This is a genomic window from Enterobacter sp. MGH 16, assembly GCF_000493175.1.
Lineage (GTDB): Bacteria > Pseudomonadota > Gammaproteobacteria > Enterobacterales > Enterobacteriaceae > Enterobacter > Enterobacter roggenkampii.
In genome coordinates this window covers 539311-554529 of sequence record NZ_KI535695.1, presented here as the reverse complement: position 1 = coordinate 554529, position 15219 = coordinate 539311, and the positions used below count along the sequence as shown (strand labels likewise).

At 57.8% G+C, this 15219-nt stretch carries 13 protein-coding genes; 3 read left to right on the top strand and 10 right to left on the bottom strand.

What is annotated here, in order from left to right:
• Positions 1-10: 10 nt before the first annotated feature.
• Positions 11-1606 (bottom strand): ABC-F family ATPase, encoded by a 1596-nt coding sequence (locus L362_RS20070; RefSeq protein ID WP_008501187.1) that lies wholly within the window; start codon positions 1604-1606, stop codon positions 11-13.
• 222 nt (positions 1607-1828) lie between these two features.
• Between L362_RS20070 and ldtB the strand changes: the two genes are divergently transcribed.
• Positions 1829-2749 carry a L,D-transpeptidase gene (gene ldtB / locus L362_RS20075; protein ID WP_008501186.1) on the top strand — a complete coding sequence of 307 codons (921 nt, stop codon included), beginning with the start codon at positions 1829-1831 and terminating at the stop codon, positions 2747-2749.
• Positions 2750-2790: 41 nt separating this feature from the next.
• Here the strand turns inward: ldtB and L362_RS20080 are convergent, their stop codons facing one another.
• The 3 genes from L362_RS20080 to L362_RS20090 are packed head-to-tail and all read right to left on the bottom strand — an operon-like array spanning position 2791 to position 6273.
• Positions 2791-3507, bottom strand: coding sequence for a GntR family transcriptional regulator (locus L362_RS20080; protein WP_023343638.1), 717 nt, complete (start codon positions 3505-3507; stop codon positions 2791-2793).
• Between the two features lie 15 nt (positions 3508-3522).
• The gene (locus L362_RS20085; RefSeq protein ID WP_023343637.1) at positions 3523-4845 is read right to left on the bottom strand and encodes a PTS sugar transporter subunit IIC; all 1323 of its coding nucleotides are present in this window, start codon (positions 4843-4845) and stop codon (positions 3523-3525) included.
• Positions 4846-4896: 51 nt separating this feature from the next.
• Entirely contained in the window at positions 4897-6273 is a 1377-nt protein-coding gene (locus L362_RS20090) for a glycoside hydrolase family 1 protein (RefSeq protein ID WP_023343636.1), read from the bottom strand.
• 300 nt (positions 6274-6573) lie between these two features.
• On the opposite strand from L362_RS20090, the gene L362_RS20095 reads away from it, so the two are divergent.
• On the top strand, positions 6574-7677 hold the full coding sequence (locus L362_RS20095) for a succinylglutamate desuccinylase/aspartoacylase family protein (RefSeq protein ID WP_008501182.1): 1104 nt from the start codon (positions 6574-6576) through the stop codon (positions 7675-7677).
• A 114-nt stretch (positions 7678-7791) separates the two neighbouring features.
• Here the strand turns inward: L362_RS20095 and L362_RS20100 are convergent, their stop codons facing one another.
• From L362_RS20100 to mntR, 6 genes are all read right to left on the bottom strand, one after another.
• Entirely contained in the window at positions 7792-8832 is a 1041-nt protein-coding gene (locus tag L362_RS20100; RefSeq protein ID WP_023343635.1) for an aldo/keto reductase, read from the bottom strand.
• 104 nt (positions 8833-8936) lie between these two features.
• Positions 8937-10460, bottom strand: a complete 1524-nt coding sequence (locus L362_RS20105) for an efflux transporter outer membrane subunit (RefSeq protein ID WP_023343634.1) — start codon at positions 10458-10460, stop codon at positions 8937-8939.
• Positions 10460-12031, bottom strand: coding sequence for a DHA2 family efflux MFS transporter permease subunit (locus L362_RS20110; RefSeq protein WP_023343633.1), 1572 nt, complete (start codon positions 12029-12031; stop codon positions 10460-10462). The genes L362_RS20105 and L362_RS20110 overlap by 1 nt, the downstream gene beginning before the upstream one ends.
• On the bottom strand, positions 12028-13122 hold the full coding sequence (locus tag L362_RS20115) for an HlyD family secretion protein (protein ID WP_021240968.1): 1095 nt from the start codon (positions 13120-13122) through the stop codon (positions 12028-12030). Before L362_RS20115 ends, L362_RS20110 begins: the two co-directional genes overlap by 4 nt.
• Positions 13123-13223: 101 nt before the next feature.
• Positions 13224-14333, bottom strand: a complete 1110-nt coding sequence (locus L362_RS20120) for an anion transporter (protein WP_023343632.1) — start codon at positions 14331-14333, stop codon at positions 13224-13226.
• The gene (gene mntR, locus L362_RS20125) at positions 14330-14803 is read right to left on the bottom strand and encodes a manganese-binding transcriptional regulator MntR (RefSeq protein ID WP_008501176.1); all 474 of its coding nucleotides are present in this window, start codon (positions 14801-14803) and stop codon (positions 14330-14332) included. Before mntR ends, L362_RS20120 begins: the two co-directional genes overlap by 4 nt.
• Positions 14804-14986: 183 nt before the next feature.
• Here mntR and mntS point away from each other — a divergent pair, with 183 nt between their 5' ends.
• The gene (gene mntS, locus L362_RS20130) at positions 14987-15115 is read left to right on the top strand and encodes a manganase accumulation protein MntS (protein ID WP_008501175.1); all 129 of its coding nucleotides are present in this window, start codon (positions 14987-14989) and stop codon (positions 15113-15115) included.
• The last annotated feature ends 104 nt before the right edge of the window (positions 15116-15219 follow it).

Here is a 15219-nt window from a genome sequence, read left to right as displayed (position 1 = left end):
GGGCTTTTTTTTAGCCGTCGATACCTTTGCTGCGCAGGTAATCTTCGTAGTTACCGGTGAAGTCCACCACGCGCTCTGGCGTAATCTCGATCACGCGGGTTGCCAGCGAGCTGACGAACTCACGGTCGTGAGAGACGAAGATCAGGGTGCCCTGATACATCTCCAGCGCCATGTTCAGGGATTCGATCGATTCCATATCCAGGTGGTTAGTCGGTTCGTCCATCACCAGGATGTTTGGTTTTTCCATCATCAGCTTGCCGAACAGCATGCGGCCTTTCTCGCCACCGGAGAGCACTTTAGCCGGCTTTTTGATGTCGTCCTGGCTGAACAGCAGACGGCCCAGGATGCTGCGCACCGCCTGCTCGTCGTCGCCTTCCTGCTTCCACTGGCTCATCCAGTCGAAGACGGTCAGGTCATTTTCGAATTCGTACTCATGATCCTGCGCGTAGTAGCCAATCTGCGCGTTCTCGGACCATTTCACGGTGCCGTTGTCCGGCTGCAGTTCGCCGACCAGGGTTTTCAGCATGGTGGATTTACCCACGCCGTTGGCGCCCAGAATGGCAATCTTCTCGCCCACTTCCAGCAGCAGGTTGAAGTTTTTAAACAGCGGGCCTTCATCGAAGCCTTTTGTAAGGGCCTCCACTTCCAGCGCGTTACGGAACAGCTTCTTATCCTGCTCGAAGCGGATGAACGGGTTCTGACGGCTGGAGGCTTTAACCTCTTCCAGCTTGATTTTGTCGATCTGACGCGCACGCGAGGTCGCCTGACGCGACTTAGAGGCGTTGGCGCTGAAGCGGCTAACGAAGGACTGCAGGTCCGCAATCTGTGCTTTCTTCTTGGCGTTGTCCGCCAGCAGACGCTCGCGCGCCTGAGTGGCCGCCGTCATGTACTCGTCATAGTTGCCCGGATAAACGCGCAGCTCGCCGTAGTCCAGATCCGCCATGTGCGTACAGACCATGTTCAGGAAGTGACGGTCGTGCGAGATGATGATCATGGTGCTGTCGCGGTCGTTGAGCGTCTGCTCCAGCCAGCGGATGGTGTCGATGTCCAGGTTGTTTGTTGGTTCGTCGAGCAGCAGGATGTCCGGGTTAGAGAACAGCGCCTGGGCCAGCAGCACGCGCAGCTTCCAGCCTGGCGCAACTTCGCTCATCGGGCCGTAATGCTGTTCAACCGGAATGCCGACGCCCAGCAGCAGCTCGCCCGCACGCGCTTCCGCAGAGTAACCGTCCATCTCGCCGTACTGCGTTTCCAGATCGGCCACCTTATAGCCATCTTCTTCGCTCATTTCGGCCAGCGCGTAGATGCGATCGCGCTCCTGCTTCACTTCCCACAGCTCCGCGTGCCCCATGATCACGGTGTCCAGCACGGTGAACTCTTCGAAGGCGAACTGATCCTGACGCAGCTTACCGATACGCTCGTTCGGATCGAGCGAGACGTTGCCGAGGGTCGGCTCCAGATCGCCGCCGAGGATCTTCATGAAGGTGGATTTTCCGCTACCGTTGGCACCAATCAGGCCGTAACGGTTGCCGCCGCCAAATTTGACGGAAATGTTTTCGAACAGCGGCTTACTGCCAAACTGCATAGTGACGTTGCTGGTAACTAACACGGGGAGATTCCTGCGAAAAGTGTGATAAACACGGCATTATGCCACAATTCCGAATTGAGATCCCGTGTTGCGGCAATCCACTAAACTTTAACAAAATCGAAAAAAATGTGATTTCGTACACATCTGAATTCCCTGTTAGCGGGAATGCACATATAATGCGCTCCCATCACAGATTCAGACTTATCAACTCATCGCCAGAATGGCTTAGATACCTCGCACAACATGAACATGAAATTAACAACGCTTTTTGCGGCGGCGTTAGCCGTAGTAGGTTTTTGTAAGACCGCGTCTGCGGTGACGTATCCCCTGCCGACCGACGGAAGCCGTCTGGTGGGTCAAAACCAGGTGGTGACGGTGCCTGAGGGTAACTCTCAGCCGCTGGAGTATTTCGCCGCGCAGTACCAGCTGGGCCTGTCTAACATGCTGGAAGCGAACCCGGGCGTTGACCCGTATCTGCCAAAAGCAGGTACCGTGCTGAATATTCCTCAGCAGCTGATCCTGCCGGATACCGTTCATGAAGGTATCGTGATCAACAGCGCCGAAATGCGTCTGTATTACTACCCGAAAGGCACCAACACCGTTATCGTGCTGCCAATCGGTATCGGCCAGCTGGGCAAAGATACCCCGCTGAACTGGACCACCAAAGTTGAACGTAAGAAAGCAGGCCCAACCTGGACCCCTACCGCCAAAATGCACGCGGAATACATCGCTGCGGGCGAACCGCTGCCAGCCGTTGTGCCAGCCGGCCCGGATAACCCGATGGGTCTGTATGCCCTGTACATTGGTCGTCTGTATGCGATTCACGGCACCAACGCCAACTTCGGTATCGGCCTGCGCGTAAGCCACGGCTGCGTGCGTCTGCGTAACGACGATATCAAATTCCTGTTCGAAAACGTGCCGGTGGGTACGCGCGTGCAGTTTATCAATGAACCGGTGAAAGCGACGTCTGAGCCAGACGGCAGCCGCTACATCGAAGTGCACAACCCGCTGTCCACCAGCGAAGACCAGATCAACAACAACGAGATCGTGCCGATTACGCTGAACAGCGCGGTGCAGTCCGTGACCTCTCAGCCTGACGTGGAAACCACCATCGTCGACCAGGCGATTCAGAACCGTTCCGGTATGCCGGTGCGTCTGAATTAATCACGCGCATCAAAAAAGCGGGCTTCAAGGCCCGCTTTTTTTTATCCGTTATTCACGATAACAATCCCGCCGTGGTCGTACCGATAGTGGCAGTGGGCATACTCCAGCGCGGTGCCATCTTCCAGATAAATGACCTGCTCCACCTCCAGCACCGGATCGGTTTCCTCACAGACCAGATGCTCTCTGTCCAGCGCGCTGGGCTTTAGCGCCCGCACCACCCGGTATGACCCCATAATTTTCAGCCCCAGGGTCTCCTGCACGTACTGGAACACCGAACCTTCAAGATGGCTTTTCGTCAGGCCCGGCACCAGATTCATCGGCATCACCGTGGAATCCAGCGACATGGGTTCGCCGTTTAATAAGCGCAGACGAATAAAGTCATAGACGGGCGCATCGGCGTTAATCATCAGCGACGCCTGCTCTTTTTCGTTCGGGAAGCGCAGTTCAAAATGCACCACCTGGCTGGTAACCGTGCCCAGATGTTCCCAGGTTTTGGTGGCACCGAAATAGTCGCTGCCGGAGAGATCCCACTGCGAGAGCTGGAGGAAGTTTTTGCGGATGAACGTCCCTTGCCCCTGGCGGGTGTAGACCAGCCCTTCGACGATCAGCTGGCGCATCGCCTGCTGGATGGTCATCCGGCTGGTGCTGAACTCCGCCGCCAGCGCAAACTGGTCCGGGAGCGGTTCATTGGCGGCGTACTGCTGGTTGATAATGCGTTTCTTGATTTCCCGCGCTATGGTGATGTACTTCGCCGCCATCGTCCTTCCTTACAGTTAGTTTTCTATCCCGCTGTTTTTCAACGCCACTCGCTCGGCAATCTTGAGGAAAGGCAGGTAGAAGAATACACCAAATACGATGATTGCCAACTGCACTACCACCGCCCGCCAGTCCCCTGCCGTCGCCAGCCAGGCGCTGAGAATCGGCGGCGTGGTCCACGGGATCATCACCACGCAGCGCGACATGAATCCCAGCGTGGTACAAAGCCAGGCGAAGTAAATGCCGATGGCGGGCAACAGCACAAACGGGATCATTAGCGGCAGGTTAAAGACAATCGGCAGGCCGAAGATCACCGGCTCGTTGATGTTGAATAAGCCCGGCGCCAGCGACAGACGCGCTACCTGCTTCGCCGACTGCTGTCGGGAGAAGATAAAGATAGCGATCAGCAGCGAGATCGTGCTGCCGGTTCCGCCCACCATGCCAAACGTCGGCACGAAGATGTTGTTGATGATGTGCGGAATGGGCTGGCCGTTGGCGAAGGCCAGCATGTTCTCGTTGGTGTTGATCAGCAGAAACGGCTCCAGCACCACGCTGTTGACCACCGACTGATGGATACCGAGCGTGAACAGAAAGTTGCCGAAGCTGTAGATGAAAATCGTCCCCGGCAGGCTGGTGTTGATCAGCCGCAGCGGCTGCTGGATAAAGGTGGTAATGAGATGGATCAGATCCGTGTGCAGCACGTTTGCCAGTATGGCCGCCAGCACCGCGAACAGGGAGAGCGTGAGGATCGTCGGGATCAGCGCGGTAAAGGATTTGCTGACTGCTGGGGGCACATTTTCCCCGAGCGATATGTGCAGCGCCTTCAGGCGCGAAATCGCGATAAACACTTCCGTTGAGAGCAGCCCAATCAGCACCCCGGCGAAAATCCCGGTGGAGCCGATATTGGCGAAGGTCAGCACCTGCGTGACGTTCACCGCGGCGTCGCTGCCAACGGGCGTAACCTGTAAGCGCATCGGCATCATGATGATAAAACTGCTGACGGCGATAACCACTGCCGAGACCGGGTTGTCGAAATCTTTGTTGCGCGCCAGTGACCAGGCGATCATCGGGGCCAGCAGCAGCGCGGCGATGTTAAGCGTGCCGTTGATAATCGCCTCGCCCCACACTTTGAAGTGTGCCAGCGTATCGCCGTGAAAAATCCACGGGAACACCACGTTGTTCACCAGCACCGCCAGGCCGGCGAGGATGAAAATCGGCATCACCGTGGCGAAGGCGTCGCGCAGGGAGCGCAGGTGCACCTGGTTTGCCAGGCGCGCCGAGAACTCAACAAACTTATCGACAAAGGACTGCATGTGCGGTGTGATTTTTGTTTCAGACATAGCGGAGTGTTCCCATCAATCAGTCACAAAAACGGCCCGGCAGCGTACGGCTTACATCTCGCGTCCGTTGGTATGGATAACCTGTTTTAACCACGCGTAGCTCTTCTTCGGCACGCGCCTGAGGTCTTTCAGGTCGTGGTTTTCCCGGTTGACGTAGACCACGCCGTAGCGCTTACGCATGTCGCCCTGGGAGCTGAGAATGTCGATTAACCCCCAGCCGAGGTAGCCCATGACCTCTGCCCCATCCTCGAATATCGCCGCTTTCATCGCCTCGATGTGCGCCCGGTGGTAGTCGATGCGGTAGGTATCCTCGATGGGGTTGACGCCATCCCAGGACTCAATCACGCCAATGCCGTTTTCAATCGGAAAGACCGGCATGCGCCAGTCGTTGGCGTAGCGGGTAATGATGGTGCGAAAACCGAGCGGGTCGATCTGCCAGTTCCACTCGGTGGCTTTCAGGTAGGGGTTATTTTTCTCGCCGTGCAGCAGGTAATAGTTGACCGGCGTGCCTTCCGGGATCGCATCGCTGTCCAGCGTTTTGCTGGCGTAGTAGCTGAAGGCCATATAGTCGTTTTTGGTGCGCGCCAGTAGCGCTAAATCTTCGGCACGGTAGATATCACCAAAGCCTTCCTGCTCAACCACCGCCATCACCGCCGGGCTGTAGCCCTGCCCGGCAAAGACGCGCAGCAGGTTCTGGTTGAGGAACTCGTCATACTGCTGGGCGCAGAAGATATCGCGCGGTTTGCAGGTGGCCGGGTAAACCAGCTGGTGCGCCAGCATGCCGCCCATCAGCTGGCCCGGTTTCGTCTGGTGCAGATACTCGGTCAGCGCCATGTGCGCCACCATGGTATGGTGCTGCAGCTCGTACAGCTCGCGCAGGGTTTGATCGCCTTTCATGTAGCCAGAAATGCGGAATGCTTCCGGCATATGAAAGATGTTCTGCTCGTTGAAGGTCAGCCAGTACTTCACCCGGTCGCCAAAGCAGTCGATCATCTTTTTACCGTAGCGGATAAAGGCGTCCATTACGCGGCGGTCATTGAAGCCGTTGTACTCCTGCGCCAGCGCCAGCGGCATATCGAAGTGGTAAAGGCAGATCATCGGCTCAATACCGCGGGCGATGAGATCGTCAATAAAGCAGTCGTAAAACGCGATGCCCTCGTCGTTGAACGCGCCGTCACCCTGCGGACAGACGCGGCTCCAGGAGATCTGGAAGCGGTAGCAGTTCATGCCCAGATCCTGCATCAGGTCGAAATCTTCCCGGTAGCGATGGTAGGAGTCGGTCGCCACTTTCCAGTCGGAGATGTTCTCCCCAGCTTCGCGAATGTCGTACACCGACATCCCCTTCCCGCCCTCGTTCCAGGCCCCTTCCGTCTGCATGCTCGATACCGAGTTGCCCCATAAAAAGTTGGCCGGCAGCTGATTGCTCATGTTTCCTCCCTATATGACTAGTCATTTAAAATTTCATGACTAGTCATATAGGCGAAGATGGCATGTCGATCAAAGCGGAGGATCGTTTTTTGTGAGGTAGGTTGGAAAGAAGACGCCGGGCAGGAAAAATGATTCGCGCAAACCCTGTTATTGAGGCCGGTGCGTTAGCCTATGCAAAATCACATTTCCCGATCGTGCCGCTGGCTGGCCTCATAAAATCACTATTAACTTAATGAGCACGAACCACGGCCCAGGCCGAAAAATAAAAATCTCAACCCTATCAAATGGAAAATGACGCTCATGAAGATATCTACTAGCCGTATCGCATTCGCTCTCAGCTTAGCGTTGCCATGCTCAATGACTCACGCGGCAACGGTGTATACGGGTGATAAGGTGCAGGGGGTGCCGGTTATCTCGACTCTGGATGTATCAGACCTGACAGCAGGACAACATCGCTTCATGTTCGAGGGGGTTGAGACAGGAACAGGACAGCGCTGGTATGTCCCCATCATGGTGGCAAAAGGCAAAACGGACGGGAAGAACGTTCTGCTGCAGGCGGGCGTCCACGGGGATGAGCTAAACGGAGTGCGCATCGTACAAAAAGTGATGGAACAACTGGACCCCGCAAAAATGAACGGCAGCGTTATTGGCATTATTGGTCCAAACCGTTCTGGACTTGAAAGGGTCTCCCGGACATGGTCCGTTTCAACCGATGGTGGCGAGACGATCGACTACAACCGCGTGCATCCAGGAAAAGAAACGGGTAACCCTGCCGAGCGTCAGGCATGGATGATGTGGAATAAGGTTTACAAGGGAAATGTCGACCTGGCGATTGACTATCACACCCAGTCTACCGGAACGGCTTATCCGCTGTTCATTTATGCCGACTACCGCAATGCGGATGCCCGGACGATTGCAGAACTTTTTCCGGCCGATCAAATTAAGAAAGATCCCGGCGAAGCCGGCTCAATGGAAACCACCTTTATTCAAAATGGTATCCCGGCGATAACGGCCGAGACGGGAGAGCCGAGGATTTACCAGCAGGATATGATTGCCCGGGGTGTAGAGGGTGCCCTCAATGTACTGATTCATTACAAGGTGATTGAAGGCAAAATCGGCGCAACCGCCAGCAGCAATAAAACGTATATTGGTAATGCGATCAGTTCAATACGAGCAACCACGGGCGGGTTTGCGGAAGTTTTCGTTAAACCCGGCGACACGGTAAAAGCAGGACAAGAGGTCGCCCTGCAGCGAAATGCATTCGGTGATGTTGTCGCGAAGTATTCAGCAGAGCGGGACGGCAAAGTACTGTCAGTTGGAACAGATGTCGTGAGAGAACCCCGAGCCCTGCTGGTAAGAATCCTTGAGCAAAACCCAGCGGCAACCTGCAAAGACGGTTGCTGATTCCCGCCACAGCCCATCGTTGAATCGGCAAAAGCGTGCTCAGTGAAATAAGCCGCTTTCGCCGATTTCTGTACCGATGGGCAAACAAATTTAAAAATTACCTGATGCGGAGAGTTACTGTTGCGCGAGCTGATTGCGGCGATACTCCCCCTGCCGCTCCAGCATCCAGCCAGGATATTCCCGCGGCAGCGCGCTCACCGCATCCAGCTGTTTGAGCTCGTCTTCGCTGAGGCGGATCCCGGTGGCGGCAATGTTGTCGTCCAGCTGCTCAACGCGTTTCGCGCCAATGATGACGCTGGTCACCGCTTTCTGGTGCAGCAGCCACGCCAGCGCGATTTGCGCGACGGAGACGCCCTTGCTATCGGCGATAGTGCGCATCACGTCCACGCAGTCAAAGGCGCGCTCTTTGTTCACCGGCGGGAAGTCAAACTCCAGACGGCGGCTACCGGCTTCGCTCTGCCCGTCGCGGCCATATTTTCCGCTCAGCAGGCCGCCCGCCAGCGGGCTCCAGACCATCAGCCCGACGCCTTCGCTCTGCATCATCGGCACCAGCTCGCGCTCAAGATCGCGTCCGGCGATGGTGTAATACGCCTGGAGGGATGCGAAACGCGCCAGCCCGAGACGCTCGGAAATGCCCAGCGCTTTGGCAATCTGCCACGCCGCCCAGTTCGAGACGCCGATATAGCGCACGTGGCCGTGCTGCACCAGGTTATCCAGCGCATACAACGTCTCTTCAATCGGCGTGGCCGGGTCAAAGCCGTGCAGCTGATAGAGATCGATATGATCGAGCTGCAGGCGGCGCAGGCTCTCCTTCACGCTGCTGATGATGTGATAGCGCGAGCTGCCGCGCGAGTTCACTCCTGCCGTTCCCGTTTCGCCAAATACTTTAGTGGCGACTACCACGTTCTCGCGCGGAATTTTCAGGTTTTTCAGCGCCTGCCCGAGGATCGCCTCCGAACGCCCTTCCGAATAAACATCCGCGGTGTCGATAAAGTTGATCCCGGCATCCAGCGCGCGGCCCACCAGCTGTTCTGCTTCGCTTTGCTGGAGCTGACCAATCTTGCCCCACATGCCGCCTTCACCGCCGAAGGTCATGGTGCCGAGGCAGAGTTCAGAAACGAACAGTCCGGTGTTGCCCAGTTTTTGATAACGCATAACGCTTTCCTCGCATGTCGATTGGGTGTCTGTTAGTTATACCCGCCCCTCTGCCATCGCGAATGTGGCGTTCCTGTCCGTTTCTTGCCCAATCCTCTGAAAATTTATCCGCGCGGGGCGTCGCCAAAGACGCTGTAGTCCGGTAATTGCACCTGCTGATACGGCTCCCAGCCGCCGCCGAGCGCCTTGTAGAGCGCCACCAGATCGAGCGCGCTTTGCACCTGCGCCTGCGCGCGCTGCTGCTCGGCCTGCGCCAGCTGCCGCTGGGCGTCCAGCACGTCGATAAAGCTGGCGATCCCCTGCCGGTAGCTGTCGCTCGCCAGGTCAAACGCGTTTTGCAGCGCGTCGATGGTTTTCGCCAGCCCCGCTTCACGCTGCTGGTCGGTGCGATAGCTCACCAGCGCATTTTCGACATCGCCGAGCGCGGTCAGTACCGTCTGGCGATAGTCCAGCACCGCCGCCCCCTGCTGCGCGCGCGCCACCTTCACGCTGGAAACCAGTCGACCGCCCTGGAAAATCGGAATGGAGACCTGCGGACCAAAGCTGTAGAAGTGGCTGCTCCAGTCGGTCAGCCAGTTGGTTTCACTGTTGCGCAGGCCAAACTGCCCGGAGAGGGTAAAACTCGGGAACAGCTGGGCCACCGACACGCCAATCTGCGCCGTGGCGGCATGAAGATTCGCCTCCGCTTCGCGCACGTCCGGACGGCGTCGCGCGAGCGTAGACGGAATGCCGGTTTGCACGATATCCGGCAATTCGGGCATCGGCTGCACGCTTTGTAACTCCGCATCGAGCGCACCCGGCGGCTTGCCAAGGAGGATCGCCAGGCCATTCATCGCCTGCCGCGCCTGCGCCTGGTACTGCGGCAGCTGCGCCTCCAGGTTACCCAGTTGCGCCCGCGCATTCTCCACGTCCATCTGCGGCGACAGCCCGCCGCGCTGGCGGCTCTCGGTCAGATCCAGCGTCTGCTGCGCGCTTTTAATCTGGGTGTTCAGCGTGGCGATAACGCTCTGCGCCCCGCGCAGCTGGAGCCACGCGCGCGCCACTTCCGCCTCCAGCGACACCAGCGCGTCGTTACGCTGCTCGATAGCGGCTTTCTGCTGCGCTTCGGCGGCTTCCACCTGTCGGCGCACCTTGCCCCAGAGGTCAATTTCCCACTGGGCGTCGAAGCTGCCCTGGTAGAGGTTGATCGGCTGCGTCAGGGGGCCTAACGCGCCCCGCAGCTCAGGATCGACATTATCCAGCTGGTCATACACGCCGTGGGATTTCAGCTCCCCTTCCAGCCCGAGCTGCTGGCGCGTCGCCTGCAGATTGCCGTTCACCGACGGGTAAAAGGCCCCGCCCGCCTGGTTAATCTGCTCGCGCGCGCCGGCGATGCGCAGCACCGTCTGCTGCAGCGTCAGGTTTCCGGCGATGGCGCGCTCGACCAGGCTGTCGAGCTGCGGCGAGCCGAAGGTCTTCCACCAGCGCGGGTTGGTCGCGGCGGAGGTCGTCTGCGATTTTACCCCGCTGTCGCCCTTATCGTTCCAGTGCGTCACGGCAGGCGGCGCGGGCGGCTGATAGTCCGGCCCGACGGCGCAGCCTGCCAGCAGCATCATTATCATCAGGGGGTGTAAACGTCTGTGTATCATCAATGTGCTCCTGCACTCCCCTCGCTCTTAACCGGCGAGAGCAACAAACAAAACGGAATCAATAGCAAGGCCACGGCGCTCAGAAGGGTAAAGACGTCGATGTAGGCCAGGAAGCGCGACTGCTCGATCATGGTCTGGTACAGGCGTCCGGTGGCAATCCCGGTGGGATCGCCCACCTGGGTCGTGAAGTTCTGGATCGCCCGGGCGCTTTCGCGTATTGCCTGCTGAAACTGCTCGTTAAACGGCGAGGCGTGGTACGCAAGGTGCGCGCTATGCGCCTGAGACCGTTCGGTGATGGCCGCCGTCGACAGCGAGATCCCGACCGAGCCCGCGACGTTACGGAACATGGTGAACAGCGCCGCCGCATCGGCATTCAGCCGTCTTGGGATCGAAATAAAGGCAATGGTGGTCAGGGGCACAAACAGGAACCCCAGCCCCAGCGACTGGGCGCTGCGGAACAGCACCAGGGTTTCAAAGTCGATATCCGGGGTCAGCGTGCGCGACCAGAAGAACGACACCGCCAGGCAGGTAAAGCCAAAGGCAATAATCCAGCGCGTCTGCACCACCGGCATCAGCTTCAGCACCAGCGGGATCGTTAATACAATCAGCACCGCCCCGGGCGACAGCACCAGCCCGGACCAGGTGGCGGTATAGCCTAAATCCTGCTGCGCCAGCTGGGGGATCACCACCGAGCTGCCGTACAAAATCATCGCCATCCCCGCCATCAGCAGGCTGGAAATTGCAAAGTTGCGGTCCTTCATGCAGTGCAGATCCACCACCGGCTTTTTGGCATACACCAGCCAGTAAATGGCACCGATAATGCCGATTAGCGTTAACACGGCGAAGGTACGGATAAAGTTCGAGTAGAACCAGTCCTCATCTTCTCCCCGGTCAAGCATCACCTGCAGGCAGCCCAGCCCCAGCGCGATCAGGCCGATCCCCGTCCAGTCGATGGTCAGCTTCTCTTTAGACTTGCTCTCCCACGGCGGATCTTCCAGCAGCTGGTAGATCGCCAGCACCGTAACAATCCCCACCGGGATGTTGATAAAGAACACCCAGCGCCAGGAGTAGTTGTCGGTGATCCAGCCCCCCAGCGTCGGGCCGAGGACCGGTGCAACAATAATCGCGATGGAGGAAAGGCCGAACGCTTTGCCCCTGTCCTCCGGCTTGAAGTAGTCGAGCAGTACCGACTGCTGCGTGGGCTGCAGCCCGCCGCCAAAAAAGCCCTGCATCACGCGGAACAGGATGATCTGCCACAGCTCGGTGGCGATGCCGCAGAGGAACGAGCAGACGGTAAACATGACGATGCAGATCAGGAAGAACTGCTTGCGGCCAAATACCCGGCTCAGAAACGCCGAGATGGGCAGCACGATGCCGTTCGCGACCAGGTAGCTGGTTAATACCCAGGTGGATTCGTCATAGCTGGACGAGAGCGAACCTGCCACGTGGGGCAGCGCCACGTTCACGATGGTGGTGTCCAGAATTTCCATAAACACCGCCAGGGTGACGACAATCGCCACCGCCCACGGATTGCTGGCGGGCTTCCAGCTGTCGTGGCTTTGATCCGTCATTCCACCGTCACCTTCGGCGCGACCGACAGCCCCAGCGGCAGCGGTTTGTTCGGATCGAGCCCCTTATCAATCACGATTTTCACCGGCACGCGCTGCACAATTTTGACAAAGTTACCGGTGGCATTTTCAGCCGGGAAGGCGGAGAAGCGCGAGCCGCTGCCCTGCTGGATACTGTCAACGTGGCCCTCAAGCGCCATATCCGGCCACGCGTCGACCGACACGGTGACTTTATCACCGGGCTTCATGCGCTCAAGCTGGGACTCTTTGAAGTTCGCCACCACCCACACGTTCGGCGAAACCAGCGAGAACAGCGCCGTACCCGCCTGCACCAGCGTACCGGGCTGCACGTTGCGTTTGGTGACAAACCCGTCGAACGGGGCGCGAACTTCGGTGTAAGAGAGGTTCAGATTGGCCGTTTCCAGCTGCGCTTTGGCCTGTTCGACCTGACGCTCGCGCGCTTCAACGTTGGTTTCCTGCTGGCGGATTTGCAGCTGTACCTGCTCTGCCACTTCCAGCTGCGCCTGAGCGCTGGCCAGACCCGCCTGGGCACTGCGCAGTTGCGCATTCGCAGAATCAATACTTTGCTGGGTGGTCGCCCGCGGATCGACGCCGCGCTGGCGGCGATACTCCGCCTGCGCGTTCGCCAGATCGGCCTGCGCTTTCAGCACCTGCGCTTTGGCTTCGTCACGCTGGGCGGGATACTGCACTTTGGAGAGTGCGAGCTGCGCCTGGGCCTGATGCAGCTGTGCGATGGCCAGCCCAAGCTGGGCCTGAGCCTGATCGCGCTGCGCGGTGGTATCCCGCGGATCGATGACCACCAGCAGATCGCCTTTTTTCACGCGCTGGTTATCGCGCACCCGCAGCTCGGTGACGTAGCCTGCCGTTTTCGGGGCAATCGTCACCACGTCGCCGTCGGTAAAGGCGTCGTCAGTCGTCTCTTCGTTACGGGTTAAAAACCACCAGACCAGCGCCACGACGACCATCACCACCACGACAATGCCGAGGATAATTAACGGTTTTTTGCCCGGGCGCTTACGCTCATTATTGTTTTTGTCCTGCTCGTCAGCAGGCGGATTTTGATCTTCAGCCATAGTTCAGCAACAGTCCTGTCAGTGAGCGGCATCACACTATGCCGTTCACTAAAGCTAGGACGTTGCTATACGTTTGCCAGGAAAAACTGACAAATTGCGCACTATATGAGAAGGAATATTCCGAAACCGATCGCCGCGGCCCAAACCAGCATCGGGATTGACCAGAGATGGAAGCGCCACCAGATGCGGCGATCGTTGGCCATGCGCAGGGCAATCAGGTTGGCCAGCGAGCCGGGCAGCAGCCCAAACCCGCCGATATTCACCGCCCAGGCCAGCAGCGTGTCCGGCGGAACGTAGTTGAGCAGCAGAATGGTGGCAGGCACGTTGCTGATAAACTGCGACAGGCCAATCGCCGTCAGCCACAGTCCCGGCTGAGACAGCGTGCTGACGCTGTGGAGCACGTTTTGCAGCACCGGAAGCTGAATAAGCAGATGCACATCAATAAACATCACCATAAAGACCAGCAGCAGCGTCCAGTCCACGCTGACCAGCACGCGTCGCGCGAGGACGACAAAGCCCGCGGCGACAAGCAACACGCCCGCCACCTCATACTTCAGCTCCAGCGCGAACAGAAAGACGATATATAACCCGAGGCAGCTCCAGACCAGACGCGGCTGCCACTGCGGGCCCGTGGTGCCGGTGTGGTACTGCAGTTTTTTATCCGGAAAGGCAAACCAGCAGACCGCCAGCAGCGACAGCATCATCACCAGCGCCAGCGGCGCCATCTGCCAGGTAAAAGCGGCGAACGACAGCCCGGAACGGCCCCAGAGGAGGATATTTTGCGGGTTACCGATGGGCGTTAACAGAGAACCGGCATTAACGGCGAGCGCTTCGAAGATGATCAGCCGGCTTACCGGGATCTCGCAAAGCTTACGCAGCGTGAGGGTGAGGGGCACGATGATAAACAGCGCCACGTCGTTGGTCAGAAACGTCGACAGCACCGCGGCGGAGAACACCATAAACAGGGACAACCTGCGCTCGGTGGCAAAGCGGCGCACCATTTTACGGCCCAGAACGTCAAAATAGCCGCTCAGCTCAACCCCTTTGGTGAGCATCATCAGGCCGCTCAGGGTAATGATGGTGCGCCAGTCAATGGCAGCGGGCCAGGCCTGCGGCGCAAACGGCACAAAGAGGCTTAACCCTGCGCCAATGAGTAATAAGAGATGGAAGAAACGATCGCGTGCCAGGGCCTGCAGTCCAGGGATTTTCATTCAGCGGAGGGACCATATTTAAGGGTAAATTCGCGAAACTTCACCAGCGTCTCTTCGCTGACGTGGTGTTCCATGCCTTCCGCATCCCGGCGGGCAATCTCCGGGCTGACGCCCAGCACCAGTAAAAAATTCTCGACAAGCTGGTGGCGCTCGCGGCTCTCCTGCGCGAGTTTCTCCCCTTCCGGCGTCAGAAAGACCCCGCGCCAGGGGATCATTTCAATTAGGCCCACGGAGGCGAGACGTTTTAACATTTTTGCGACAGTTGGCTGCGACACCCCCAGCCTGGCGGCCATATCGACCTGACGCGCTTCCCCGACCTCACGAATCAGATCGGAAATGAGTTCAACATAATCATCAATCAGTTCACGCCGGTGCGCTTCACGGACCTGGCGAAAACCTTCGACATGCTCTTCAACATTCACCAGTTGCGTCGTTTTTTTAATGGTTGGCTTACCTGCGCGACGGTTCATTGTACTTCCTCAGTGGGGTGACGCTTCCAGCGCCCGGTATCGAGAGCGCACATTGTAAACCATCCCTCCACAAGCACAAAAAATTAACGAAATAGCCATAGCTATACAATATAGCCTGTGCTATATCTGTATGTAATGCAGTCACCCTTCACGGATCGAAGGGATCAAAAATCAGGAGGTCTTATGAACGAATTCAAGAGGTGCATGACCGTGTTTACCCACTCCCCCTTTAAAGTGCGCTTAATGCTGCTGAACATGCTGTGCGATATGTTTAACGGCAAACCGCATCAGGATGACAAACCTTCCCACTAAGCGGCGTTGCGGTACGCCGCTTCATTTTCCCGTCACAATCTCGCTCTAAACTGGCTTCCAGCCGCCTTATTCCCGATCTTTTTTACGGATTTGCAATCCCCTTC